This window comes from Tersicoccus solisilvae, assembly GCF_014643255.1.
In the GTDB taxonomy this organism is placed as follows: domain Bacteria; phylum Actinomycetota; class Actinomycetes; order Actinomycetales; family Micrococcaceae; genus Tersicoccus; species Tersicoccus solisilvae.
Genome location: NZ_BMJI01000002.1, coordinates 156,756 through 180,478 on the forward strand (window position 1 = coordinate 156,756; position 23,723 = coordinate 180,478).

The 23,723-nt window shown below is 70.9% G+C and carries 26 protein-coding genes; 17 read left to right on the top strand and 9 right to left on the bottom strand.

Annotated elements, in window-relative coordinates; genetic code table 11:
• Window positions 1-79 precede the first annotated feature (79 nt).
• Together IEX22_RS03610 and IEX22_RS03615 are read right to left on the bottom strand one after the other, a co-directional pair.
• Window positions 80-1,084 (bottom strand): aldo/keto reductase family protein, encoded by a 1,005-nt coding sequence (locus IEX22_RS03610; protein WP_188666381.1) that lies wholly within the window; start codon window positions 1,082-1,084, stop codon window positions 80-82.
• A 62-nt stretch (window positions 1,085-1,146) separates the two neighbouring features.
• Window positions 1,147-1,701 (bottom strand): DUF3043 domain-containing protein, encoded by a 555-nt coding sequence (locus IEX22_RS03615; protein WP_229659751.1) that lies wholly within the window; start codon window positions 1,699-1,701, stop codon window positions 1,147-1,149.
• Window positions 1,702-1,814: 113 nt separating this feature from the next.
• On the opposite strand from IEX22_RS03615, the gene IEX22_RS03620 reads away from it, so the two are divergent.
• The 7 genes from IEX22_RS03620 (at window position 1,815) to IEX22_RS03650 (ending at window position 8,790) form a co-directional block, all read left to right on the top strand.
• Entirely contained in the window at window positions 1,815-3,215 is a 1,401-nt protein-coding gene (locus tag IEX22_RS03620; RefSeq protein ID WP_188666385.1) for a dipeptidase, read from the top strand.
• Window positions 3,216-3,302: 87 nt separating this feature from the next.
• Window positions 3,303-3,674, top strand: coding sequence for a HesB/IscA family protein (locus IEX22_RS03625; RefSeq protein ID WP_188666387.1), 372 nt, complete (start codon window positions 3,303-3,305; stop codon window positions 3,672-3,674).
• 213 nt (window positions 3,675-3,887) lie between these two features.
• Entirely contained in the window at window positions 3,888-4,757 is an 870-nt protein-coding gene (gene ctaC, locus IEX22_RS03630; protein ID WP_438816583.1) for an aa3-type cytochrome oxidase subunit II, read from the top strand.
• A gap of 7 nt (window positions 4,758-4,764) precedes the next feature.
• Window positions 4,765-6,486 (top strand): aa3-type cytochrome oxidase subunit I, encoded by a 1,722-nt coding sequence (gene ctaD, locus IEX22_RS03635; protein WP_188666389.1) that lies wholly within the window; start codon window positions 4,765-4,767, stop codon window positions 6,484-6,486.
• A gap of 3 nt (window positions 6,487-6,489) precedes the next feature.
• Complete coding sequence (locus IEX22_RS03640; protein WP_188666391.1) at window positions 6,490-6,891, top strand: cytochrome c oxidase subunit 4; 402 nt, start codon at window positions 6,490-6,492, stop codon at window positions 6,889-6,891.
• 120 nt (window positions 6,892-7,011) lie between these two features.
• Window positions 7,012-7,746, top strand: a complete 735-nt coding sequence (locus IEX22_RS03645) for a GntR family transcriptional regulator (RefSeq protein ID WP_188666393.1) — start codon at window positions 7,012-7,014, stop codon at window positions 7,744-7,746.
• 15 nt (window positions 7,747-7,761) lie between these two features.
• A complete protein-coding gene (locus tag IEX22_RS03650) occupies window positions 7,762-8,790 on the top strand; it encodes a patatin-like phospholipase family protein (RefSeq protein ID WP_229659752.1) in 1,029 nt (342 codons plus the stop codon).
• Between the two features lie 87 nt (window positions 8,791-8,877).
• Here IEX22_RS03650 and qcrB read toward each other — a convergent pair whose 3' ends face one another.
• The 4 genes from qcrB to ctaE form a co-directional block, all read right to left on the bottom strand.
• Window positions 8,878-10,557, bottom strand: coding sequence for a cytochrome bc1 complex cytochrome b subunit (qcrB, locus tag IEX22_RS03655; RefSeq protein ID WP_188666395.1), 1,680 nt, complete (start codon window positions 10,555-10,557; stop codon window positions 8,878-8,880).
• Window positions 10,557-11,585, bottom strand: coding sequence for a cytochrome bc1 complex Rieske iron-sulfur subunit (qcrA, locus tag IEX22_RS03660; RefSeq protein ID WP_188666397.1), 1,029 nt, complete (start codon window positions 11,583-11,585; stop codon window positions 10,557-10,559). Before qcrA ends, qcrB begins: the two co-directional genes overlap by 1 nt.
• Window positions 11,586-11,676: 91 nt before the next feature.
• Window positions 11,677-12,474, bottom strand: coding sequence for a cytochrome bc1 complex diheme cytochrome c subunit (gene qcrC / locus IEX22_RS03665; RefSeq protein WP_188666399.1), 798 nt, complete (start codon window positions 12,472-12,474; stop codon window positions 11,677-11,679).
• A gap of 143 nt (window positions 12,475-12,617) precedes the next feature.
• A complete protein-coding gene (gene ctaE, locus IEX22_RS03670; RefSeq protein ID WP_438816584.1) occupies window positions 12,618-13,256 on the bottom strand; it encodes an aa3-type cytochrome oxidase subunit III in 639 nt (212 codons plus the stop codon).
• A 202-nt stretch (window positions 13,257-13,458) separates the two neighbouring features.
• Between ctaE and trpD the strand changes: the two genes are divergently transcribed.
• A complete protein-coding gene (gene trpD / locus IEX22_RS03675) occupies window positions 13,459-14,571 on the top strand; it encodes an anthranilate phosphoribosyltransferase (protein WP_229659753.1) in 1,113 nt (370 codons plus the stop codon).
• Between the two features lie 3 nt (window positions 14,572-14,574).
• On the opposite strand, the gene IEX22_RS03680 is transcribed toward trpD, so the two are convergent.
• Window positions 14,575-14,853, bottom strand: coding sequence for an Lrp/AsnC family transcriptional regulator (locus tag IEX22_RS03680; RefSeq protein WP_188666403.1), 279 nt, complete (start codon window positions 14,851-14,853; stop codon window positions 14,575-14,577).
• A complete protein-coding gene (locus tag IEX22_RS03685) occupies window positions 14,850-15,311 on the bottom strand; it encodes a DUF3054 domain-containing protein (protein ID WP_188666405.1) in 462 nt (153 codons plus the stop codon). The genes IEX22_RS03680 and IEX22_RS03685 overlap by 4 nt, the downstream gene beginning before the upstream one ends.
• A gap of 104 nt (window positions 15,312-15,415) precedes the next feature.
• Here IEX22_RS03685 and IEX22_RS03690 point away from each other — a divergent pair, with 104 nt between their 5' ends.
• The 6 genes from IEX22_RS03690 to IEX22_RS03715 are packed head-to-tail and all read left to right on the top strand — an operon-like array spanning window position 15,416 to window position 19,507.
• On the top strand, window positions 15,416-16,453 hold the full coding sequence (locus IEX22_RS03690) for a GNAT family N-acetyltransferase (RefSeq protein WP_188666407.1): 1,038 nt from the start codon (window positions 15,416-15,418) through the stop codon (window positions 16,451-16,453).
• 49 nt (window positions 16,454-16,502) lie between these two features.
• The gene (locus tag IEX22_RS03695; RefSeq protein WP_188666409.1) at window positions 16,503-17,090 is read left to right on the top strand and encodes a dihydrofolate reductase family protein; all 588 of its coding nucleotides are present in this window, start codon (window positions 16,503-16,505) and stop codon (window positions 17,088-17,090) included.
• Window positions 17,091-17,122: 32 nt separating this feature from the next.
• Window positions 17,123-17,395 (top strand): DUF2277 domain-containing protein, encoded by a 273-nt coding sequence (locus tag IEX22_RS03700; RefSeq protein ID WP_188666411.1) that lies wholly within the window; start codon window positions 17,123-17,125, stop codon window positions 17,393-17,395.
• On the top strand, window positions 17,395-18,507 hold the full coding sequence (locus IEX22_RS03705) for a Gfo/Idh/MocA family protein (RefSeq protein ID WP_188666413.1): 1,113 nt from the start codon (window positions 17,395-17,397) through the stop codon (window positions 18,505-18,507). Before IEX22_RS03700 ends, IEX22_RS03705 begins: the two co-directional genes overlap by 1 nt.
• 3 nt (window positions 18,508-18,510) lie before the next feature.
• Window positions 18,511-18,903 (top strand): MmcQ/YjbR family DNA-binding protein, encoded by a 393-nt coding sequence (locus IEX22_RS03710; protein ID WP_188666415.1) that lies wholly within the window; start codon window positions 18,511-18,513, stop codon window positions 18,901-18,903.
• Window positions 18,904-18,913: 10 nt separating this feature from the next.
• The gene (locus IEX22_RS03715) at window positions 18,914-19,507 is read left to right on the top strand and encodes a TetR/AcrR family transcriptional regulator (protein WP_229659754.1); all 594 of its coding nucleotides are present in this window, start codon (window positions 18,914-18,916) and stop codon (window positions 19,505-19,507) included.
• Between the two features lie 28 nt (window positions 19,508-19,535).
• On the opposite strand, the gene IEX22_RS03720 is transcribed toward IEX22_RS03715, so the two are convergent.
• The gene (locus tag IEX22_RS03720) at window positions 19,536-20,576 is read right to left on the bottom strand and encodes an SDR family NAD(P)-dependent oxidoreductase (protein WP_188666417.1); all 1,041 of its coding nucleotides are present in this window, start codon (window positions 20,574-20,576) and stop codon (window positions 19,536-19,538) included.
• Between the two features lie 165 nt (window positions 20,577-20,741).
• Here IEX22_RS03720 and IEX22_RS03725 point away from each other — a divergent pair, with 165 nt between their 5' ends.
• From IEX22_RS03725 to IEX22_RS03735, 3 genes are all read left to right on the top strand, one after another.
• On the top strand, window positions 20,742-21,503 hold the full coding sequence (locus IEX22_RS03725) for a PIG-L deacetylase family protein (RefSeq protein WP_188666419.1): 762 nt from the start codon (window positions 20,742-20,744) through the stop codon (window positions 21,501-21,503).
• A gap of 190 nt (window positions 21,504-21,693) precedes the next feature.
• The gene (locus tag IEX22_RS03730) at window positions 21,694-23,022 is read left to right on the top strand and encodes a sensor histidine kinase (RefSeq protein ID WP_188666421.1); all 1,329 of its coding nucleotides are present in this window, start codon (window positions 21,694-21,696) and stop codon (window positions 23,020-23,022) included.
• Window positions 23,019-23,708: a response regulator gene (locus tag IEX22_RS03735; protein WP_188666423.1), complete on the top strand. Its 690-nt coding sequence runs from the start codon at window positions 23,019-23,021 to the stop codon at window positions 23,706-23,708. The genes IEX22_RS03730 and IEX22_RS03735 overlap by 4 nt, the downstream gene beginning before the upstream one ends.
• The last annotated feature ends 15 nt before the right edge of the window (window positions 23,709-23,723 follow it).

A 23,723-nucleotide genomic window follows, 5' to 3' on the forward strand; every position in this document is an offset into this window, starting at 1 on the left:
ACGGCCTCGACACGGCGCTGGGCCCGGGCCACCGGCGAACGGCGACCCGGGCCCAGCGATGCTGCGTGGCCGCGACCGGTCAGGCCGGACGGTGCTCCGGGGAGACCGTCTTCGCCGGGTCCGTCTCGACGACGCCGGAGAGCGCCTTGTCGATGGCCTTCATGGCGTCCTTGTCGAGCTTCACGCCCGCCGCGGCGACGTTCTCCGCCACCTGCTCGGGCCGGGAGGCGCCGACGAGCGCGGAGGCCACGTTGTCGTTCTGCAGCACCCACGCGACGGCCAGCTGGGACATCTTCAGGCCTGCCTGCTCCGCCACCGGCTTGAGCCGCTGCACCGCGGTCAGGGTCTTGTCGTCCATGAAGCGGGAGATCGTCTGCGATCCGCCCTTGCTGTCGGTGGCGCGGGAGCCCGACGGGGCGTCCTTGCCGGGCTCGTACTTGCCCGAGAGCACGCCCTGCGCCATGGGGGACCAGACGATCTGGGAGATGCCGAGCTCACGGGAGGCCGGCACGACCTTCTTCTCGATGACGCGCCACAGCGCCGAGTACTGGGGCTGGTTGGAGACGATCGAGAATCCGGCCTGCCGGGCCAGCTCCTGGCCACGCCGCAGTTGGTCCGCGTCCCACTCGGAGACGCCGATGTAGAGTGCCTTGCCGGACCGGACGACGTCGGCGAAGGCCTGGATCGTCTCCTCCAGCGGCGTCTCGTGGTCGTACCGGTGCGCCTGGTAGAGGTCGACGTAGTCCATCTGCAAGCGGGCCAGCGAGGCGTTGATGCCCTCCATGATGTGCTTGCGGCTGAGCCCGACGTCGTTGACGCCCTTGGGTCCGACCGGCCAGTACACCTTGGTGAAGACCTCCAGCGACTCGCGTCGCTCGGTCTTCAGGGCTTCGCCGAGCACCTGCTCGGCGGCGCCGTTCGCATACGCGTCGGCGGTGTCGAAGGTGGTGATGCCCGCGTCGAGCGCCGCCCGCACACACTGGGTGGCGACGTCGTTCTCGACCTGGGAGCCGTGGGTGAGCCAGTTGCCGTAGGTGATCTCGGAGACCTTGAGACCGCTGTTGCCGAGGTAGCGATAATCCATCCGGCCAGCCTATCCCCGCAGGTCGAACGCTTCGGACCGCCGGCCGCCCGACGGGGCTCGGGTCAGGAGGGGTACTGGCCGCGCTTGACCATCGGCTTGGGCAGGCGGATCCGGCGGAACTGCAGGGTGCGCATGAAGGCGTACCAGTAGACGCCGCGCTCGGTCGCCCCGAACTTCGCCGTCAGCTTCCGCTTGAGAGTGCGCCGCAGCCACAGCCCGTCGAGCACCACGATCGCGAAGAAGGCGTAGAAGAGGACGAGCACAACGGACTGGATCGTGGTGTTCGGGATGAACGTCAGCAGCACGAACACCAGCGCCAGGGGCAGCAGCACCTCGCCGACGCTGAACCGGGCGTCCACCCAGTCGCGGGCGAATCGCTTCTGCGGTCCCTTGTCCCGCAGCGGCAGGTACTTGTCCTCGCCGGTGTCCATCGCCCGCCGGGTGCGCAACCGCGCCTCGCGCGTCGCCTCCCGGTTGGCCTCACGGGCGGCCTTGCGGTCGTCGGGCACCAGCGGACGCCGCCGTGCGGCCTCCTGGTCGCGCCGCTTCGGCGTGGGGGCGCCCTTGCCCGCACGGCGCGTCGCGTCGGCCGGCTCCTCGACGGGAGCGGCGGTCACGGCAGTTGATCCCTTGTTGCGTCCGAACACCCGTCAAGGATACCGGGCGCGGGCCCCCTCGGGCCCCGCACCCCTCACCGGACGCGCCGGTGGTCGCCGCTAGGCTGACCGGCATGAGCGAACCCACCTTCCGTTCCCCGCAGACGACCGCGGCCGACGCCACGGAGGCCGCGATCGCCGCCGCCGTCGACGACGGTCTCGCCGGCACCCTCGACGCCCTCGCCGGACTGGTGAGCATCCCGGGCATCGCGTGGGCGTCCTTCGACCCGGAGAACCTGCGGCGCAGCGCCCACACCGTGGCCGGCCTGTTCGCCGATCTCGGGCTCGAGGCGCAGGTGCTCAGCGTGGACGACGGCGACCGGACCGGCGGCCCGGCCGTGGTGGCGACCCGGCCCGCGGCGGAGGGCCAGCCCACCGTGCTGCTCTACGCCCACCACGATGTGCAGCCTCCGGGCGACCCCGACGCGTGGGACAGCGACCCCTTCACCCTGGTCGAGCGGGACGGGCGGCTCTACGGCCGCGGCGCCGCCGACGACAAGGGCGGCGTGCTGGTGCACGTGGCCGCGCTCGGCGCCCTGGCCCGGGCGGTGGGGGAGTCCGGCGTCGGCGTCACCGTCTTCGTCGAGGGGGAAGAGGAGGCGGGCTCGCCGACGTTCCGCGCCTTCCTCGACGCGCACCGGGACCTGCTGCGCGCCGACGTCATCGTCGTCGCGGACGCCGGGAACTGGAAGGCCGGCGTGCCCGCGCTGACCACGAGCCTGCGCGGCCTGGTCGACGGGACCGTCACCGTGACGGTGCTGGACCACGGGGTGCACTCGGGCATGTTCGGCGGCCCGGTGCTCGACGCGGTCACCCTGCTCGCCCGCCTGATCGGCACGCTGCACGACGAGAACGGCGACGTGGCCGTCGAGGGCCTGGCCCGGGGCACCGCCGACGGGCTGGACTACGACGAGGACGCGTTCCGCGCGGACGCCTCGATGCTGCCCGGCACGGAGCTGGCCGGCACGGGCTCCCTGACCACGCGTCTGTGGAACCGGCCGGCGCTGTCCGTGATCGGGCTCGACGCGCCCGCGGTCGACGTCGCGTCCAACACCCTCATCCCGGCTGCGCGGGCCAAGCTGAGCATGCGCCTGGCCCCGGGGCAGGACCCGGACGCGGCGATGGCGGCGCTGGAGCGGCACCTGACCGACCACGCCCCCTTCGGCGCGCGGGTGGAGTTCACCGCGGGGGAGCGGGGCCAGGCGTTCGACGCCGACGTCACGTCCACCGCCTCGGAGCTGGCGCTGCGGTCCTTGAGCGACGCGTGGGGCACCCCGGCGGTGACGGCCGGCATGGGCGGCTCCATCCCCTTCGTCGCCGACCTGACCGAGGTGTACCCGGAGGCGCAGATCCTGCTCACCGGCGTCATCGACCCCGACACGCGTGCCCACGGCGCGAACGAGTCGATGGACCGGTCCGACTTCCGCAACGCGATCCTCGCCGAGGCCCTGCTGCTGCACCGGCTGCGACGCTGACGGACGACGTACGATGGAACCACGCCGTCGGGCGCCGGTCGCGAGAACACGCGTCCCGGTTCCCGGTCAGCACAGAGAGGACTCACCGTGAGCGCATCGACCACCGAGACCGTGGACACCGCCGACCTGCCCGCCCATGACGTCAACCTCAGCGACGTCGCCGCGCAGAAGGTCGCCAGCCTGCTCGACCAGGAGGGCCGCACCGACCTGCGGCTGCGGATCGCCGTGCAGCCGGGCGGCTGCTCCGGTCTGATCTACCAGCTCTACTTCGACGAGCGCCTGCTCGACGGCGACGCCGTGCGCGAGTACGACGGCGTCGAGGTCGTGGTCGACAAGATGAGCGTGCCGTACCTCGCGGGGGCGAGCATCGACTTCGAGGACACCATCGCCAAGCAGGGGTTCACCATCGACAACCCCAACGCCGCCGGCTCCTGCGCCTGCGGCGACTCGTTCCACTAGAGCACCGGAGCCCGGCGGTCGACCCGCCGGGCTCCGCCGCAGATCAGCCCCATCACGGAGACCGCCACGCGGTTCTTCGGATGGGGGCGGGAACCCGGATCTGGCGGTAGGCTCTACAGAGAGTAGTAAAGCGGTCACGTTCCCGGGGCACCGTCGGAAGGCGGATGCGGAACGGCAGCACCGCATCTCGTACCGAAGAGGAAGGGCCGTTTCGTGACTTCGCGGAAACCCAACGGCGGGCACCGGTTCCGTCTCGCCGGGACGGTGGCCATCGGGGCAGCGGCAGCCGTGCTGCTGTCCGGATGCACCAGTGAGGCCAGCAAGGGCTGGCTGCCGTCCGAGCGGGACATCACGGACCGCTCGCACTACATCTGGGATCTCTGGATCAACTCGTGGATCGCGGCCCTGGCCGTCGGCCTGCTGGTCTGGGGTCTCATCCTGTGGTGCATCATCGCCTACCGCCGCCGCAAGAACGACAAGGGCTATCCCCGGCAGCTCAGCTACAACCTGCCGATCGAGATCTTCTACACGTTCGTGCCGCTGGCCATGGTGTTCGTGCTGTTCTACTTCACGGACGTCGCCCAGACCAACATCACGCAGCGCAGCGACAACCCCGACGTCGTCGTGGACGTCCGGGCGAAGCAGTGGTCCTGGGACTTCAATTACGTCAAGCAGGACACGTACGACACCGGCCAGCAGGCCCACCTGGACGGTCAGACCGGCGCCAAGGACCGGCTGCCGACCCTGTACCTGCCGGTCAACCGCACCGTGGAGCTGCAGCTGAACGCCCGCGACGTGATCCACTCGTTCTGGGTGCCGGCGTTCCTGCAGAAGACGGACATGATCCCCGGCAAGACCAACTACATGACGATCACCCCTCAGAAGGAGGGGCAGTTCGACGGCAAGTGCACCGAGCTGTGCGGCGAGTACCACTCCGAGATGTTGTTCAACGTCAAGGTGGTCAGCCAGGCCGAGTTCGACCAGCACATGTCGGAGCTGCGTGACCGTGGGCAGAGCGGACAGATCGGCCAGGAGTACGACCGCAACGCGTCCCTGACCCCCAACTCCGAGTCGGAAGGCTGAGGGACTCGTGTCAACATACGACTACACCGCTGAGGAATCCTCCGTCCGGACCGCCCCCCGGGTGGTGCCGCGCTCCAAGGGCAGGATCGTCGTCAGCTGGCTGACCAGCACGGACCACAAGACGATCGGGTACATGTACCTGATCGGTTCGTTCTTCTTCTTCTGCATCGGCGGCGTGATGGCGCTGCTGATCCGTTCGGAGCTGTTCGAGCCGGGGATGCAGATCCTGCAGACGAAGGACCAGTACAACCAGCTCTTCACCATGCACGGCACGATCATGCTGCTGATGTTCGCGACGCCGCTGTTCGCGGGGTTCACCAACGTGATCATGCCGCTGCAGATCGGCGCGCCGGACGTGGCCTTCCCGCGACTGAACGCCCTGGCCTTCTGGTTCTACCTGTTCGGCTCGCTCATCGCCGTCGCCGGCTACATCACGCCGCAGGGTGCCGCGTCGTTCGGCTGGTTCGCCTACGCGCCCCTGTCGAACACCACGTTCTCACCGGGCGTCGGTGGTGACCTGTGGGTCTTCGGCCTCGCGCTGTCCGGTTTCGGCACCATCCTCGGTGCCGTCAACTTCATCACCACGATCATCTGCATGCGCGCCCCCGGCATGACGATGTGGCGGATGCCCATCTTCACCTGGAACGCGCTCGTCACCTCGATGCTCGTCCTGATGGCGTTCCCGCCCCTGGCCGCCGCGCTGTTCGCGCTCGGCGCGGACCGCAAGTTCGGTGCCCACATCTTCGACCCGGAGAACGGCGGGGCCATCCTGTGGCAGCACCTGTTCTGGTTCTTCGGGCACCCCGAGGTGTACATCATCGCGCTGCCGTTCTTCGGCATCGTGACCGAGATCTTCCCGGTGTTCAGCCGCAAGCCGATCTTCGGCTACAAGGGCCTCGTGTTCGCGACCATCGCCATCGCCGCCCTGTCGGTGACGGTGTGGGCGCACCACATGTACGTCACCGGCTCGGTCATGCTGCCGTTCTTCGCCTTCATGACGATGTTGATCGCGGTGCCGACCGGTGTGAAGTTCTTCAACTGGATCGGCACGATGTTCCGGGGCTCGGTGACGTTCGAGACTCCCATGCTGTGGGCGATCGGCTTCCTGATCACCTTCCTGTTCGGTGGCCTGACCGGGATCATCCTGGCGTCCCCGCCGCTGGACTTCCACGTCTCGGACACCTATTTCGTCGTCGCCCACTTCCACTACGTCGTGTTCGGCACCGTGGTGTTCGCGATGTTCGCCGGCTTCTACTTCTGGTGGCCCAAGTTCACCGGCACGATGCTGAACGAACGGCTCGGTAAGGTGCACTTCTGGATGCTGTTCCTCGGCTTCCACGGCACGTTCCTCATCCAGCACTGGCTCGGTGTCGTGGGCATGCCCCGGCGGTACGCGGACTACCTGCCGGAGGACAACTTCACCTGGATGAACCAGATCTCCACGGTCTCCTCGTTCGTCCTGGGCGCCTCCCTGCTGCCGTTCTTCTGGAACGTCTACGTGACCTGGCGGCGCAAGGAGAAGGTCATGGTGGACGACCCGTGGGGCTTCGGCGGCTCCCTCGAGTGGGCGACGTCGTGCCCGCCCCCGCGGCACAACTTCACCTCGCTGCCCCGGATCCGGTCCGAGCGTCCCGCGCTCGACCTGCACCACCCCGAGCTGGCGGCGCACTCCGCTCCCCGCAACCCCACCGCGGCCGTCTTCGGCCCGGCCGACCGAGGAGAAGGCTGACCCATGCGCGTCGAGACGAAACTGTTCCTCTACATGGTGCCGTTCTTCCTTCTGGTGGGCACCGTGTACGGCTTCATGGTGGCGTGGACGGAGCCGGTCGGTTTCCTGGGCATCTGGCTCGTGGCCGCACTGTCGGCGATGGTCGGCCTGTACCTCTGGTACACCGGTCGGCGCGTCGGTTTCCGGCCCGAGGACCGCACCGACGGGGAGATCCACGAGGGTGCCGGCGAACAGGGCTTCTTCAGCCCCTGGAGCTGGTGGCCTCTCACTCTCGCCCTGTCCGCCGCCGCCGCGATGCTGGGCATGGCCGTCGGCTGGTGGATCGTGTTCATCGGCGCCGGCTTCGCCGTCGTCGGCCTGGTCGGCTGGGTCTACGAGTACAGCCGCGGGGACCACGCGCACTGATGTCCTGATCCGTGTCCGGCCAGCGATGCCCGGGACGGAAGGTTCGATGAAGAGGCCCGGGCGGGCGACCGCTCCGGGCCTCTTCGCACCTCGTCGAAGGGAGGCGTGGTGGAGGAGGGCATGACCGGCTACCGCCGTGTGCTGGCGCACCTGCGCGAGGACGTGCTCGGCGTCCTGGAGCCCGGGGACGGACTGCCGCCGGAGCGCGAGCTCGCCGCGCGGTTCGGCGTGGCTCGGATGACGGTCCGGCGTGCGCTGGACGAGCTGGCCACCGAGGGCCTGATCGACCGGCTGGTGGGGGTCGGCACGTTCGTCGCCTACCCGAAGCGGTCCATCCACGTGCAACTGACCTCCTACACCGAGGAGATGACCCGTCGCGGCATGATCCCGACGGCCACCGTGCTGGACTTCGGCGCCGTCGCCGCGTCCGACCACGTCGCCCGGCAGCTGCGCCTGGAGCCGGGCGATCCGGTGGTCCGGTACCGGCGCCTGTTCTACGCCGACGGGGAGCCGATGAGCGTGGACGAGAACTTCCTCGTGCCCCAGCACGTGCCCGGCATGGCCCGGGCGGCGCCACCGTCCTCGCTGTACCGCTACCTCAGCGAGGAGTACGGGCTGGTGATCGAGTGGGGCGAGGACACCATCGAGGCGACCTCGGCGACACCGTCCCTGGCCCGCCTGCTGACCATCGACGCACGCGACCCGCTGCTGAAGATCGAGCGGCGAGCCTATGTCGGCCGCGTCGTGGTGGACTTCTCGGTCTCGTACTACCGGGCGGACCGCTACCGGCTGTCCGTGCCGCTGCAGCGGCCGCGCCGTCCGCAGGGGCACCGTCCGGTCCTGCGGCGACGCTGAGGACGGACGGCCGCCATGACCACCTCCCCGTTCTCCTCGTCCGGCGTACCCGCGTCCACGCCCCGTGCGAATACCGTCAGCCACGCCGAGGGACTCCTTCTCCCCGGCGTCCGGCCCGTTGACGCCACCGGTCGGGTGCCGGCCAGTGGGGACCGTGCGCTGGTCCTCCACGGCGGCGGCTCGGCCGGCCACGCCTGGGAGATCGGCGTCATCGCCGGGCTGGCCGACGCCGGCCTGGACGTGACCGACGCCGACCTGATCGTCGGCACCTCGGCCGGATCGACGGTCGCGGTCCAGATCACCGCGTCGACACCGGCCGACCTGGTGGCCGCCGTCCTCGCCGAACAGCCGGGGGACCGGCAACATCCGCCCGGAGCCGGAGCCGGAGCCGGAGCCGGGGGCAGGCCGGCGCGCCCGGGTGCGGTGGCCGCTCAGCTGGAGCGGACCGCCCGCATCATCGCCTCCGCCGCGGACCCCGCGGACATGCGCCGCCGGATGGGGGCCGCGGCCCTGGAGCTGGACGCGGCGTCGGACGGGTCCCGGGCGGAGCGGTGGCGCGAGACCGTCGCGGCCCGCCTGCCCGGCGTCACCTGGCCGGCCCGGACACTGCTGATCACGGCGGTCGACGCCCGCACCGGGGAACCGATCGTGTTCGACCGGCACAGCGGCGTCGACCTGGTCGACGCCGTCGCCGCCAGCACGTCCAGCGGGGCGCCGCACCGCATCGGGAACGATCGGTACCTGGACGGTGGCTACCGTCGCAACGAGAACGCCGACCTGGCGGAAGGGTACGGACGGGTGCTGGTGCTGTCCCCGTTCGGGGGGCGGACCCGGCATCCGCTGACGTGGGGGATGCAGCTGGCGGCCCAGGTGAGCGAGCTGCGCGCCGGCGGCAGCGCCGTCGAGACGGTGTTCCCGGACGACGCGGCGCGACGCACCTTCGGCGAGACCATGATGGATCCGTCCACGCGTCCGGCGGCGGCACACGCCGGTCTCGCCCAGGGGCGGGCCCTCGCGAGGCCGCTGACGGCCTTCTGGCGGTGATCCGAGCCCCTCGGAAGGCGGGGCTCCGGACACGCCACGGGGCCGGCAGGACGAATCCTGCCGGCCCCGTGGAGGGGGGAACGAGCGTCAGTGACCGATGCCGGCGCGCTCCGATTCCGCGGTCTCGATCTCGTCGTGACCGTGGTGGGAATGCGCGGCCTCCAGCTCCGCCGGGGTGACCGGGGCGACGCGGTCCTCGAAGAAGAACCGGGACAGGCGGCCACGGATCTTCTCGGCACCGGAGACCTTGCCGTTGCGGCCCGGTCGCGCCTCGAGCACCTCGGGAGAATCGAAGTTGATCATCCGGTACAGGCGGTACCGGTCGACCGGCTCGTGCACCTCGATGAACTCGCCGTGCGGCAGCCGCACGATGCGGCCCGTCTCCCGGCCGTGCAGGGCGATCTCACGATCCTTGCGCTGCAGCGCCAGGGCGACCCGGCGGGCGACGATGAACCCGACGATCGGCCCGATGAAGAACAGCGCGCGCAGCCAGTACGTCACGTCGTTCAGCGACACGTGGAAGTGGGTCGCGATCAGGTCCGAGCTCGCCGCCGCCCACAACACGCAGTAGAAGATGACGCCGGCGACGCCGATACCGGTCCGGGTCGGGGCGTTGCGCGGCCGGTCCAGGATGTGGTGCTCCCGGTCGTCCTTGGTCACCCAGCGCTCGATCCAGGGGTACGCGAACATCAGTGTGAACAGCAGACCCGCCGGGCCCAGGGCCGGCAGCAGCACGTTCAGCGTCAGCGTCCAGTTGCCGAACAGGACGAATTCCCAGTGCCACGGCCAGGTGCCGGGCATCAGACGCAGTGCACCGTCGACCCAGCCGATGTACCAGTCCGGCTGGGTGCCGGCGGAGACGGGGGAGGGGTCGTACGGACCGTAGTTCCAGATCGGGTTGATCGTGAACGCCGCCGCCATCAGCGCGATCACGCCGAACACGATGAAGAAGAAGCCGCCCGCCTTGGCGGCGTACACGGGACCGACGGGATACCCGACCACGTTGGTCTCCTTGCGACCCGGCCCGGGGTACTGCGTGTGCTTGTGCAGGACCACCATGAACAGGTGCACGGCGATCATCAACAGGATGATGGCGGGGATCAGCAGGATGTGCAGCACGTACAGGCGGCCGACGATGTCGGTACCCGGGAACTCGCCGCCGAACAGGAAGAACGAGATGTACGTGCCGATCAGCGGGATCGACTTGATCACGCCGTCGATGATGCGCAGGCCGTTGCCGGAGAGCAGATCGTCCGGGAGGGAGTAGCCGGTGAAGCCGGCGGCCAGACCCAGGATCAGCAGGACGGAGCCGACGACCCAGTTCAGTTCGCGGGGCTTGCGGAACGCGCCGGTGAAGAACACGCGCAGCATGTGCACCGCGTTGGACGCCACGAACAGCAGGGCGGCCCAGTGGTGCACCTGGCGGATGAACAGGCCACCGCGGATGTCGAACGAGATGTCGAGGGAGGACTGGTACGCCACCGACATCTCCACGCCCTTGAGGGGCACGAAGGACCCGGCGTAGTGCGTCTCCGCCATCGACGGATCGAAGAAGAACGTCAGGAACGTGCCCGACAGCAGCAGGATGACGAACGAGTAGAGCGCCACCTCGCCGAACATGAACGACCAGTGGTCGGGGAAGACCTTGCGGCCGAACTCCTTGACCATGGCGGAGCCGCCGACGCGCTGGTCGACGAAATTGGCCATCTTGCCGACGGCGGTGGGCGCCACGTACGCGGCGCGCTGATCAGTGGTGGTGGATGACATCAGCCACGCTCCCAGAAACTCGGACCCACGGGCTCGTGGAAGTCGCTTTGTGCAACGAGGTAGCCCTGGTCGTCGACCATGATGGGCAGTTGGGGCAGCGGGTGTGACGCCGGCCCGAAGATGACCTTGCACTCCTGCGTCAGGTCGAAGGTCGACTGGTGGCACGGGCAGAGCAGGTGGTGCGTGTGCTGCTCGTACAGCGCGACCGGGCAACCGACGTGCGTGCAGATCTTCGAATAGGCCACGATGCCCTCGTAGCCCCAGTTCTCGCGCCCGGCGGAGGGGTTGAGGTCCTCCGGGTTCAGGCGCATCAGGAGCACGACGGCCTTGGCCTTCTGCTCGAGCTTGTCCTCGGCCTCGTTCAGGCCCTCGGGGATGACGTGGAAGACCGAACCGATCTGCACGTCGGCGGCGCGGATGGGGGTGCCGTCCGGGTCGCGGGTCAACCGGACGCCCTTGTCCCACATGGTGTGCCGCAGCGTGTCGCCCGGCAGGGGCCCGAGGTCGCGGAAGATCGCGATCGCGGGGAGCACCGCGAGGGCGCCGGCACCGATCAGGGTGTTGCGGATCAGCGGCCGGCGGGCGATGCCGGATTCCTCGAGGACACCCTTGACGATGCCCTCGGCGTCCCGGCGGTCGGCCTCGGGCCGGATCTCGTGCCGCTCCTCGACCCATTCGTGGTCCGGCATGAGCGTCTTCGCCCAGTGCACGACGCCGATGCCGATGCCGAACATGGCGAAGGCGGTACCCAGGCCCAGCAGCAGGTTCTGCAGCCGCAGCGTGGCGACGGTGTCGTCGAGCCGGATGAAGAAGTACCCGAAGAAGAACAGCAGCGTGCCCAGGATGGACACGAGGAACAGCAGGGAGACCTGCCGCTCGCTGCGCTTCGCGGCACGCGGCTGCGTGTCGGAGAGCCGCGGGCGGTGCGGCGGCAGCCCCGGATCCGGGTGCGCCAGGTCGTTGGGTCGGCCGTCCGCCGTGGCGACTGCGCCGGAGTTGCCCGGGGTGCCGTTGCTACGGTCGCTCATGAGCCCCCTCATTCTTCGTCGTGGTGCTGGTGTCTGTCGGGTTCCCGGGGCGACGGGCGGGTCTCCCGCCGTCCGTCGATCCGGGTCGTGCTCAGGAGGACCGGGAGGTCAACCAGATGGTGAACGCGATGATGATGCCGAGACCGGCCACCCACGCGAACAGACCCTCGGAGACCGGACCGAGCGAGCCGAGGTCGGCACCGCCGGGCGAGCCCTGCGTCTCGATGGTCTTGAGGAACGTGATCAGGTTCTTCTTCTCCTCCGGGGAGATGTTCGAGTCGTTGAACACGGGCATGTTCTGGGGGCCCGTGACCATGGCCTCGTAGATGTGCTTCTCGCTCACGCCCTCGAGGGCGGGAGCGAACTTGCCGCGGGTGAGCGCGCCACCGGCGGCCGCGGCGTTGTGGCACATGGCGCAGTTGACGCGGAAGACCTCGCCGCCCTTGGCGGCGTCGCCGTCGGCCGTGTCGACCTGCTCCTCGCTCGGGACCGCGGGACCGGAACCCAGCGAGGCCACGTAGGCGGCCAGCTGCCGGGTCTGCTCCTCGTCGAACTGGGCCGGCTTCTTCTGCGCCTGCGGGCCCTGCATGGCCATCGGCATCCGGCCGGTGCCGACCTGGAAGTCGACGCTCGCCGCGCCGACGCCCACGAGCGACGGGCCGGACGGGCTGCCCTTGGCACCCATGCCGTGGCAGGATGCGCAGTTCGCCAGGAAGAGCTTCTCGCCGTTGTCGACGTCCTCGGCGGTGTAGCTCTCGCGGGACTGGGACGCCTGCGCGGTGTTCGCCGAGCTGGCGGCCGCGTAGACCGTGCCCGTGATCAGCAGCGCCAGCAGGATCAGGGCCACCGCCGCGAGGGGGTGCCTGCGCCGTTGTGCGAGTGACTTCACCTGTCCGTACCTCTTCCGTCGTGGTTCTGCTTCTCGGGAGCTGCGGGTCGCACCCGTGCGGTGCTCGGTCATCCGAGGTGTCTCGTTTTTCGAGATATCTGTGGTCTCATTCTCGTCCGCCTCCGGCTGCCGTCAAGGCCGATCTACTTGAGGAAGTAGATGATGAAGAAGAGGGCGATCCAGACGACGTCGACGAAGTGCCAGTAGTACGAGACGACGACGGCGGAGGTCGCCTCGAAGTGACCGAAGCGCTTGGCGATGTACGCGCGGCCGATGATGAACAGGAAGGCGATCAGGCCGCCGGTCACGTGCAGGCCGTGGAACCCGGTGGTCAGGTAGAACGACGAGCCGTACGCGTCGGAGGAGAGCGAGACGTGCTCCGAGACGAGCATCGTGTACTCGAACGCCTGCACGGAGACGAAGACCGCGCCCATGATGAAGGTCAGGATGAACCACTCGACCATGCCCCAGCGCGCCACGTTCAGCAGGCCGCCGGTCCGGCGGGGCTGCAGCCGCTCGGCGGCGAACACCCCGAACTGGCAGGTCACCGAGCTGAGGACGAGCACGATGGTGTTGGCCAGCGCGAACGGCACGTTCAGCTTCTCGGTCTCGGTGGCCCACATGTCGGGCGACGTCGACCGGAGCGTGAAGTACATCGCGAACAGGGCCGCGAAGAACATGATCTCGCTGGAGAGCCACACGATCGTCCCCACCGACACCATGTTCGGACGGTTCAGAGCCGGGTGCGCCTGGGGGCTCGGAGCATGGGTTGCACTGGTCACCTTGCCATTATGGCTGGTAAAACCCTGAGCCACCAACGCAACGCGCCCGAACTCGTCTCTGACGTGGGACGATACCCCCGAAAATTTGTCTACGCAGGATAGAAAAGGGGTCCGCGCTAGGATTCGCTCCCAGCCCGCACTCAGGTTCGGCGGAACGCCCGCGGGAACGGGCGCGCCGGCGGGACGGCGATAGGATCGACGCGTGAATCCCCAGCCCGAGAGCCCGAGCACCCGCGCGTCCGCGACCGACCGTGTTGCCTCGACCGGATCGGTGGTGCGCTCCTGGCCCGAACTGCTGACGGCGCTGCTGGCGGGGCGCGACCTCTCGGCCCCGGAGACGGCGTGGGCGATGGACCGGGTGATGTCGGGCGAGCTGCCCGACGCGGCGGTCGCGGGCTTCCTGGTGGCGCTGAAGGCCAAGGGGGAGACGGTCGAGGAACTCGCCGGGCTCGTCGAGGCGATGCTCGAGCACGCCAACCCGCTGCCGATCGGCAGCGACGCCCTCGACATCGTCGGTACCGGTGGGGACCGCCAGAACACCGTCAACATCTCCACCATGGCCGCGCTCGTGTGCGCGGGCGCCGGCACGCCCGTGGTCAAGCACGGCAACCGGGCCGCGTCGTCGTCGACCGGCACGGCCGACGTGCTCGAGGCCCTCGGCGTCAACCTCGACCTGTCGGTCGGGGACGTGGCCGAGGCCGCGCGGGCCGTCGGGGTCACGTTCTGCTTCGCCCAGGTCTTCCACCCGTCGATGCGGTTCGCCGCCGGTGCGCGCAAGGCGCTCGGGGTGCCGACCGTCTTCAACTTCCTCGGCCCGATGACGAACCCGGCCCGCGTGGACGCGTCCGCGATCGGGGTCGCCGACCCGAGGATCGGCCCGCTGATCGCCGGCGTCCTCGCGCGGCGAGGCAACCGCGCCCTCGTCTTCCACGGCCACGACGGGCTGGACGAGCTGACGACGACGGCGGCGTCGACCGTCTGGGAGGTCCGCGACGGCGCGGTCACCGAACAGCAGATCGATCCGCAGTCCGACCTGGGCATCCCGCGCGCCACCCTGGACGACCTGCGCGGCGGGGCGCCGGTGCACAACGCCGCCGTCGTCCGGTCGGTGCTGGCGGGAGAGACGGGCCCGGTCCGGGACGCCGTCGTGCTCAACGCGGCCGCCGGCCTGACCGCGGCGGACCCGACCGCCGAGGGCTCACTGACCCAGCGCCTCGCGGCCGGCCTCGACCGGGCGCGCCGGTCGTTGGACACCGGTGCGGCCGCCGGCGTGCTGGAGCGGTGGGTCCGCTTCAGCGACGAACGCGGTCGCTGACCTTCAGTCGCCGCCGAGCGCGAAGGCCGCGTCGAGGTCGTGCTGCGAGTACGCCCGGAACGCGATCTGCGTGGTGGTCTCCCGGATCGCCGGGACCTTGGACAGCCGGTCCGCGATGACCCGTTCCAGGTCCTCGTGCCGCCGCACCCGGGCCACCACGATGAGGTCCCAGTCCCCGGTCACCGAGTAGACCTCGCTGATGCCCTCGATCGCGGAGATCTCCTCCGCGGTCTCGGGGATGCGGTCCGGCTCGACGGACACGTGGGTGAATGCGGTGATCACAGCGGGTTCTCCTTCGGGGACGAGCCGGCGCCTCGGGAGGAGAACCGGCGGATCAGGGCGACGACGGCGCGCCAACCGAGCAGGAACACGGCCAGGGTGACGGTCGCGACGACGACGAAGGCCACGGCGGTACCGTCGCCGGTGGCGGTGCGCAGCAGCATGCCGCCGACCACGGTCGCCACCCAGACCACGACACCGGTCGGCCAGAGCCGCACCGGCGTCCGCCAGGCGCGGCTGAGCAGCCACCCGAGCGCGGTGCCGACCAGGAAGGGCCATGCCGTGTCGACGACGCCGAGCACGGGGTGGGCCTCCTGATGGCTGGCCCGGCCGATCGCGGCGAACACGATCACGAGGACGACGTCGACGACGGCGGAGCCCACCGGGCGGCGCCGGCGGCCTTGCGCGGGTCGGACGGCGGTCGGGTCGCGGGTCAGGGCGTCGGGGGAGGGCGTGGGCACGTCGCCAGTCTACGAGCCGGTGCCCGATGGATCCCCCGGAGCCGGCGCTCCCCGCTGGTCGATGCCGGCCGGCCCTCGGTGGTACCGGATCGTAGACTCCGGGCATGGACCCCGTCTTCGTGCCGCTGACCGCGGCGGACGTCCCGGCCTGGTCGGACCTGACCACGGCGCTGGCCCGCGTCGACGGCACCGACGAGTTCTCCAGTGCCGAGGACCTGGCGGAGGAACTCGCCGAGGACGGTGTCCGACCGGAGCTCGACACCTGGGCGTTGCACGAGCGCGACGGGAGCACCGCCGCCGTCGTCGCCTACGGGCAGGTCCGCGTGAAGGCGGACCTGCTGGACGGCCGGGCGGTCGCGGTGCTCGGCGGGGGAGTGCGCCCCGACCGGCGCGGCCGCGGCATCGGGCGGGCCCTGATGGACCGGATCGAGGTGCGCGCCCGGGAGCTGGCCGCGGAGCGGCATCCCGGAGCCCCCGTCGTGCTCCGCAACGCCGGGGGGCTCGAGACCGATCCCGTGCGCGGACTGCTGACCCACCGGGGATACGCCCTCAGCCGCTGGTTCGTGCAGATGGAGCGCGACCTGCCCGCGCCGTCGGCCGCGAACGCGCCGCCGCAGCCGGCCGCCGGGTACCGGGTCCTGCCCTTCGCCCCGGAGCTCTCGGCCGGCACGCTGCGTGCGCGCAACGCCGCGTTCGCCGACCACTGGGGCTCGACGTCGACGTCGGAGGCCGAGTGGGCGGACCTGACCGGTGCCCGCAGCTTCACGGCGGACTGCTCGTTCCTCGCGGTGGCGCCCGCGGCCGGCCCGCGGCCCTCCGATCCGGACGGCCCGATCGAAGCCGGTGTGGTCGGCTCGTTCTGCCTGGCTCAGGACTGGCAGGACGGTCCGGTCTACCTCGCACTGATCGGTACCGCGCCCGAAGCCCGGGGCCGGGGGCTGGCCCGCGCCTGCATCGCCGCGTCGCTCGACGCCGCCGCGCGGCAGCGGCGTCCCGACGGGCGGCCCCGGTTCACCCGCGCCGTCCTGCACGTCGACGCGGACAGCCCCACCGGCGCCACCCGGCTCTACGAGGGCGTCGGTTTCGCGGCGGTGAAGACCTTCGGGACCTTCACCCGGGAGGTGCCGGCGCTCGACGCCTGACCGGCCTCCGGACAGGACGATCGTCGGGGGGTTGTGCCACGCTGAGCTCATGGCACCCGTCGTCTACTACACCGCTGCGACGCTGGACGGCTTCCTCGCCGACGAGCACCACGACCTGGGCTGGCTGCTGCGGCTGACGCCGGATCCGGAGCGGATGCCCCCCGCGTTCGACTTCGCCGCCTTCTTCGCCGGTGTCGGTGCCATGGTGATGGGGGCCAACACGTTCCGCTGGGTGCACCGACACGAGGACCTCGCCGCCCACCCGGAACGCTGGACCGACACCTACGGCGCCGTGCCCACCTTCGTCTTCACGCACGGCGAGCTGCCCGACGTCGTTGGTGCCGACGTCCGGATCGCCCGCGAGTCCGTCGCGGCCGACCTGCCCGCCATCCGGGAGGCGGCCGGGGAACGCGACATCTGGTTGCTCGGCGGTGGTGAGCTGGTCGGCCAGTTCGACGACGCCGGCGCCCTCGACGAGCTGCGGGTGAGCATCGCCCCGGTCACCCTCGGTGCCGGCAAGCCCCTGCTGCCCCGGCGCCTGGAACGGCGGCTGAGCCTCACGGGAGTCCACACCGACGGCACGTTCGCCTACCTCGCGTACGACGTCCTCCCGGCCGCGTCCGCGCCCGTCCCGTGACAGGCGCGCGGCCCCGCGCCTACGCTGGCGGCATGTGCAGGAACATCCGGCAGCTCCACAACTTCGAACCGGCGGCGACCAGTGACGAGATCCGCGCCGCCGCCCTCCAGTACGTCCGCAAGGTCAGCGGCAGCACCAAGCCGTCGCAGGCCAACCAGGCGGCCTTCGACGAGGCGGTCGAGGAGATCGCCCACGTCACCGCCCACCTGCTGGCGCACCTGACCACCAGCGCGCCGCCGAAGAACCGCGAGATCGAGGCGGCGAAGGCCCGGGCCCGCAGCGCTCAGCGATACGGCGCGGCCTGATGGCGGACGCACCGCTGCGGTTCGCCGTCGTCGGCGGCGGCCAGATCTCCCAGCAGGCCTTCCTGCCCGCCCTCGGCCGCACCGGCAAGGCGGAGTTCACGGCCCTCGTCTCGGGTGACCCGGCCAAGCGGGAGCAGTTCGGTCGCGATCACGGCGTGGCGACCTGGGACTACGACCAGTACCCGGCGCTGCTCACCTCGGGCACCGTCGACGCGGTCTACATCGCCACCCCGGTGTTCCGGCATCGCGAGTTCGCCGTCCCGGCCCTGGAGGCCGGGATCCACGCGCTGGTGGAGAAGCCGTTCGAGGTCAGCGGCGAGAACGCGCAGGCCATGATCGACGCCGCGGACCGGGGCGGGGCGACCCTGATGGTCGCCTACCGGCTGCACCAGGAGCCCGGCACGGTCGCGCTGATGGAGGCGGTCCGGGACGGGGTGATCGGGGATCCGCGGTACTTCACCAGCGCGTTCTCCCAGGACATCGACGAGGCCAACCATCGTGGCCAGAACGGCTTCTGGGGCGGTCCGGTCGCCGACATGGGCGCCTACCCGCTCAACCAGGTGCGCACGCTGTTCGGCGCCGAACCGCTCCGGGTGAGCGCGCACGGGGTGCGGACCCCCGGCCGGTCCTTCGATTTCGAGGACACGGTCGCGGTCACGCTGACCTTCCCGGGTGAGCGGGTTGCCCAGTTCACCGTCTCGTACGCCACCACGCCGGCCCAGGGCTTCACGCTGGCCGGCACCGCCGGGTCCATCACCTCCGACGCGTGCTACGACTGGGGCGACGACGTCGCCATCTCGTGGACGGTCACCGACGCCGACGGCGATGTCCAGGACCACCGGCACGACCCGGTCGACCAGTTCGCCGGGCAGATCGACTACTTCGTCGACTGCGTCCGCTCCGGTGCCGAACCCGAGCCGTCGGGAGAGGAAGGGCTCCTCGACGTGCTCGCCCTCGAGGCGATCGAGGAGTCCCTCCGGACCGGACAGTCGGTCGATCTGCCGCCGCGCGATCGCGCCCGCCGGCTGTCGCGGTCGCAGGTGCGCACGATCGCCCCGCCGCGCAAACCGGAGGACGAGGACCTGACCGCGGTCGTCACGCAGAATCGCTGACCCGTGACGGGCGCGGGGGAGCGTGGGCTCGATCGGCTGGAGCGGATCGCCGCGGAGTTCGCCGGCACCCCGGGGGTGTCGCGCGAGAGGATGTTCCACGCCCCCGCGCTGCGCATACGCGGGAAGGTGTTCGCCTTCGTCGCACCGGACGGCCGGCTGATCGTCAAGCTCCCGCCCGATCGGTTGCGGGTCCTGCTCGACGACGGCACCGGCGACCGCGTGGAGCTGGGGGGCCGGGTCATGCGCGAGTGGGTCGCGCTGCCGGTCGCCGCGGGCCCGGGCGAGGCGGACGCGGAGTCGGCCGGCGGGGACCAGGAGGAGCGCTGGCGAGCGGCGATCCACGACTCCTTCACCTACGTGCGGAGCCTGATCGAGGGCGCAGTCCGGGACCGCTAGGCTCGGGCCGGTGAGCACCAGTGACGACCCGGCCGGCCACCGCAGGCCGGCATCGGCGATGGGCACCCGGCGCGGGCTCAGCCGCGACGCGATCCGGTCCGCGGCCGAGCGGCTCTTCACCGAGCGGGGATACGCCGGCACCTCGGTGCGGGACATCGCCGCCGCCGCGGCCGTCGACCCCGCCCTCGTCATCCGGCACTTCTCCGGCAAGGAGCCGCTGTTCCTCGCCACGATGCACCTGGACGTCGGGCTCGAGGCCGTGCTGGACGGAGCGATCGACTCGCTCGGTCCGCGCCTGATCGCCTACCTGCTCGACGCCGACGAACGCACCCGGGGCGTCTTCCTGGCGCTGCTGCGCGCGAGTGACACCGATGACGTCGGGGTGCGGCTGCGCGAGGTCCACGACGCGGGGTTCGTCGAGCCGCTGCGCCGCCGGCTGACCGGGCCGGACCGCGAGCTGCGAGCGAGCCTGGCCGGGGCGCTGGTCGGCGGGCTGCTGTACGGGCTGTGGGTGGTCGGTGACGAACGGCTGCTCGCCACCGACCACGCCGACCTCGCCCGGCACTACGGGCGGGTCCTCCAGGACCTCATCACCCCGGCGTGAGCGCTCGGTGCCCGGGATCCGCCCGGGCCTACTGGGCCGACCAGGCGCCGTCGGAGGGCAGGATCGCGCCGGAGACGTTCGTGCCGTCGTCGCTGAGCAGGAACGTGATGGAGGCGGCCAGCTGCTCGGGTTCGGCGACGGGCGGGAGGGTCGTCATGGCCGCGCCGATCCGCTGCTGGCCGAGCTCCGACCCGAAGGTCGCCTGGATGTTGGTCGCCACCGGTCCCGGTGCCACCGCGTTCACCCGGATCCCGCTGGCGCCGTACAGGTAGGCCGAGCTCTTCGTGATGCCGACGACGGCGTGCTTCGACGCCGTGTAGGCGAGCCCGGCCGCCGACCCGCGCAGCCCGGCCTCCGAGGCGACGTTGACGACGGACCCGCGCCCGGCGGCGAGCATGACGGGCAGCACGGCTCGACTCAGTCGGAACAGGCCGTCCACGTTGACGGCGAACACCCGCTCCCAGACGGCGTCGGTGACCTCGTGCAGCGGCGTCATGTCGTCCATGATCCCGGCGACGTTCGCGAGTCCGTCGATACGATCGCCCGCGGCCGCGACGATGCGCTCGACGTCCTCGGCCTTCGTGATGTCCCCGGCGACGGTGACGACGTCGGCGTCCGGGGCGGCGGCGGACATGTCGGCCGCGAAGGCCTCGAGCCGGTCCGCGGCGACGTCGACGGCGATGACCCGGCCGCCCTCGCGGGCCACGCGGGACGCCGTCGCCCGCCCGATGCCGGACCCCGCGCCGGTGACGATGACGGTCTGGCCGGTGAAGCGGCCCGGCGTGATCCTCTCGGTGAACGCCGCCCCGGCCGGTGTCGTCTCCTCGGGTACCGCCGGCAGCACACCGCCGTTGGCGCGGCGCACCAGGTCGTCCACGGCGGACTGGGGGAGCCGGCCCTGGCTGAGAGCGACCAGACGCTCGAGCGTGAAGCCGCGTGCGGGCGCGAGATCCTGCTCGGTCTGACCGCCGGCCGCGAGCAGGTCGCGCAGCAAGGGCCCACCGGTGGGGTCGTCGAGCCACTGGGCGATGGTCGAGCGTCCGGTCAGCGGGGCGTCGGGTGCGGGCATGTCGTTCCTCTTCCTGGTCGTGGTTCTTCGTGGTGTCCATCCGTGCGGACGCCGGTGGCACGAGTCTGCGAGCCCCACGTGACCATGTCAACTAAGTTGACACCTCTTTCTCCCGCCGGCCGGGACTAGCGTGGTGCTCACCGTTGGTTCGAGGATGGAGGCGCTGTGCCGGAGTCACTGAAAGCCCTGCCCGACGCCGGGTGGTCGCGCGTGCTGTGTGTGGCCGCGCATCCCGACGACCTGGAATACGGCACCTCCGCCGCCGTCGCCACCTGGACCCGGCGCGGCGTCGAGGTCACCTACCTCCTGCTGACCGCGGGCGAGGCCGGCATGGCCGAGCCGCCGGATGTGGTCGCCCCGCTGCGCGCCCGGGAGCAGCGCCGGGCGTGCGACACCGTCGGTGTCAGCGACCTGCGCATCCTCGGCCACGCGGACGGCATGCTGGAGGGCGGTCTGGCCCTGCGTCGCGACATTGCCCGCGTGGTGCGACAGGTGCGGCCCGACGCCGTCGTCGGCGGAGTCTTCGACGTCGAGGCGTGGGGCATGCTCAACCAGGCCGATCACCGCGCCGCGGGGCTCGCGACGATCGACGCCGTGCGCGACGCGGACAACCCGTGGGTCTTCCGAGAACTCGCCGAGCAGGAGGGTCTGGAGCCGTGGCATGCGAAAGCCCTGCTCGTCGCCGGGCACGAGACGCCCACCCATGGCCTGGCCGTCGACGAGGACGCCGTGCAGGCCGGCGTTGCGTCGCTGCGCAGCCACGAGGCGTACCTGAAGCACGTCACGGGGCACCCCGACCCGGGCGAGTTCATCCCGGCGATGCTCCGGCAGGGGGGCCAGGCGCTCGGGGGCGAGTACGCCGTCGTGTTCCGGGTCTTCGACCTCGGCGGACTGGGCGGTGGGGAGGAGGAGCCCCCGGCGCCGTGACTGCCGCATGACGGGGCCATATCCCGGTCGTCGCGGCGCGTCGCGGGATCGAGGTGCACGCTCGGTGACTGACGAGGGTCAGGCCGGCCCCGAGTGTCGCCGAGAACGCTCTGGCGAGGTCCTCATCCTCAGGCATGAAATCGTTGCGTGATTCCGGGACAGTAGGCTCCCCGGCACCTACGGTGACGGCATGGTGATCTCACTCGACCGTCTCCCGCAGCGCCGCAGTGACTGGTGGATCCGCGTATCCGTCGTCGGTGTCGTCTGTTCGATCATTCTCGCTGTGTTCCCGTCCACCTGGGGCGACGCCACCGTGCTGCTGGGATGGGCTGTCGGTGGCGCCACGGTGATATCCGCCGCCGTCATCAGCTTCCGGCATCCGGTCGCCGCGGTCTCTGCGGTCACCGTTCTGGTCGCCCTTCAGGTGCTGCTGATCCTTCCACCGATCGCTGGAGGCCTCTACGGTGACGCTCTCTTCGCCGCCATCCTGCTCGTACTTCTGCTGTCCGTCGGAGCCTCGACGGCCCGCAGCCACGGTCCCACGCTGATCTGCGCGCTTGCCGTGCTCCTGGCGGTGCTGTCGGCGGGTATCCATGTGGCGTCCTGGTCCGGCCGCCTGGATCTGGTCAGCTCAGTGGTCCTCGGGATGAGCAGGGAGCCCATCGACCTGCGCGACACGGTGCTGGCCCAGGGTGACTGGGTCAGGGATCAGATCGTCCAGGCGTCCATCGGCCGGCTCTTCCTCGTCGCGGTGGTGATCGGCGTCGGACTCCTCGTCCGTGCGGCGGTCAGGGCAGGCGTCACCCGGCGACAGCTGGCCGCGGCGCATGCGGAGATCCACGAACGTGACGCCCGCAGCGCGCTGGTCGACCAGCGGCGTCGGATCGCGGCCGACGTCCATGACGTGCTGGCGCATTCGCTCACCGTGATCGTCGCGCAAGGCGAGGGCGCGCTCGTGAGTGAGGAACCGGTACGCAGCGAGTCGCTGGGCCGGTTGGTCGAGGTGGCTCGCTCGTCGCTGCGGGACGTGCGCGGCATGATCGAACGCCTCGACGACGCGTGCACCGACGTCCCGGCGCCGGGCCTGGACGATCTGCCGCGGCTGCTGCAGACCTTCTCCGACGCGGGCCTGCGCGTGACCGCCGACGAGCACGGCACTGCCCGTGGCCTTGGCGATGCGTCACAGCTGGCGGTGTACCGCATCGTCCAGGAGTCGCTCACCAATGTGCTCAAGCACGGCGGTCGCGGGTCGGCTGCCCTGGTCACCCTCGACTGGCGGGGGAGCGCGCCCGATCTGCTCCTCACGGTCACATCGATCTCACGGCGCGAGGCGGCCGTGACGACGAACCCGGGAGAAGCGGGTCACCCCGCGGACGGCGTCGCCGGCGTGGGCCTGTCCAGCATGCAGACCCGGGCGGAGATGACCGGTGGCTGGCTGACCGCCGGCCCGGCCGATGGCGGCTGGAGCGTGACCGCCCAGATCCCCACGCAGGAGTTGGCCCTCGAGGTGCTCCGATGAGCACGATGGTGGGATCTTCTGCGGGCCGACGGCGCGTCCTCGTCGTCGACGACCAGCCGTTGTTCGCCTCGGGCATCGCCCTGGTGATCGACGCCGCGGAAGGCCTGGAGGTGGTCGCCGAGGTCGGGTCCGGCCAGGACGCGCTGGACGTCATCGTTACCGGCGTCGCCGATGTCGTCCTGCTCGATCTGCGGATGCCGGGCATGAGCGGTCTCGCGGTACTGCGTCGGCTGCGCGATGCCGGGGACTCGACCCCCGTCGTCGTCCTCACGACCCTGCGGCACGAACGGGCGGTCTACGAGGCGCTGCGGTCGGGCGCGGCGGCGTTTCTCACCAAGGATGCCGCTCCCGTCCTTCTCCTCGAGACGATCCGCCGGGTGCTCGACGGCGATCGCGCCGTCGGGGCGCCCGAGCTGAGGGACGTCCTCGTGCGGCACGGTGACGCGTCCCCGCCCGCGCGGTCCGAGGCCCTGCTCCCCGAACTGACCGAGCGCGAACGCGTCGTCTACGTGCTGTGCGCCCGCGGTCTGACCAACGCCGAGATCGCCGCCGGTGAGCACGTGTCGGTGGCGACGGTGAAGTCCCAGGTCGCCGCGGTGCTGCGCAAGCTCGGGCTCGCGAGTCGCGTCCAGCTCGCCATTCACGCCTACGAGAACGGCGTCGTGCGACCCACGCTCGCGCCGTGATCGTAGGGTGAGCGG

What these genes read in the sequence shown, in the direction of transcription:
- qcrB (WP_188666395.1), bottom strand. Translation starts at nt 10,557, where the DNA reads ATGTCATCCACCACCACTGATCAGCGCGCCGCGTACGTGGCGCCCACC.
- IEX22_RS03650 (WP_229659752.1), top strand. Translation starts at nt 7,762, where the DNA reads ATGACCACCTCCCCGTTCTCCTCGTCCGGCGTACCCGCGTCCACGCCC.
- IEX22_RS03735 (WP_188666423.1), top strand. Translation starts at nt 23,019, where the DNA reads ATGAGCACGATGGTGGGATCTTCTGCGGGCCGACGGCGCGTCCTCGTC.
- IEX22_RS03640 (WP_188666391.1), top strand. Translation starts at nt 6,490, where the DNA reads ATGCGCGTCGAGACGAAACTGTTCCTCTACATGGTGCCGTTCTTCCTT.
- IEX22_RS03645 (WP_188666393.1), top strand. Translation starts at nt 7,012, where the DNA reads ATGACCGGCTACCGCCGTGTGCTGGCGCACCTGCGCGAGGACGTGCTC.
- IEX22_RS03690 (WP_188666407.1), top strand. Translation starts at nt 15,416, where the DNA reads ATGGACCCCGTCTTCGTGCCGCTGACCGCGGCGGACGTCCCGGCCTGG.
- qcrA (WP_188666397.1), bottom strand. Translation starts at nt 11,585, where the DNA reads ATGAGCGACCGTAGCAACGGCACCCCGGGCAACTCCGGCGCAGTCGCC.
- IEX22_RS03705 (WP_188666413.1), top strand. Translation starts at nt 17,395, where the DNA reads ATGGCGGACGCACCGCTGCGGTTCGCCGTCGTCGGCGGCGGCCAGATC.
- IEX22_RS03695 (WP_188666409.1), top strand. Translation starts at nt 16,503, where the DNA reads ATGGCACCCGTCGTCTACTACACCGCTGCGACGCTGGACGGCTTCCTC.
- IEX22_RS03730 (WP_188666421.1), top strand. Translation starts at nt 21,694, where the DNA reads ATGGTGATCTCACTCGACCGTCTCCCGCAGCGCCGCAGTGACTGGTGG.
- IEX22_RS03720 (WP_188666417.1), bottom strand. Translation starts at nt 20,576, where the DNA reads ATGCCCGCACCCGACGCCCCGCTGACCGGACGCTCGACCATCGCCCAG.
- IEX22_RS03610 (WP_188666381.1), bottom strand. Translation starts at nt 1,084, where the DNA reads ATGGATTATCGCTACCTCGGCAACAGCGGTCTCAAGGTCTCCGAGATC.
- IEX22_RS03620 (WP_188666385.1), top strand. Translation starts at nt 1,815, where the DNA reads ATGAGCGAACCCACCTTCCGTTCCCCGCAGACGACCGCGGCCGACGCC.
- IEX22_RS03700 (WP_188666411.1), top strand. Translation starts at nt 17,123, where the DNA reads ATGTGCAGGAACATCCGGCAGCTCCACAACTTCGAACCGGCGGCGACC.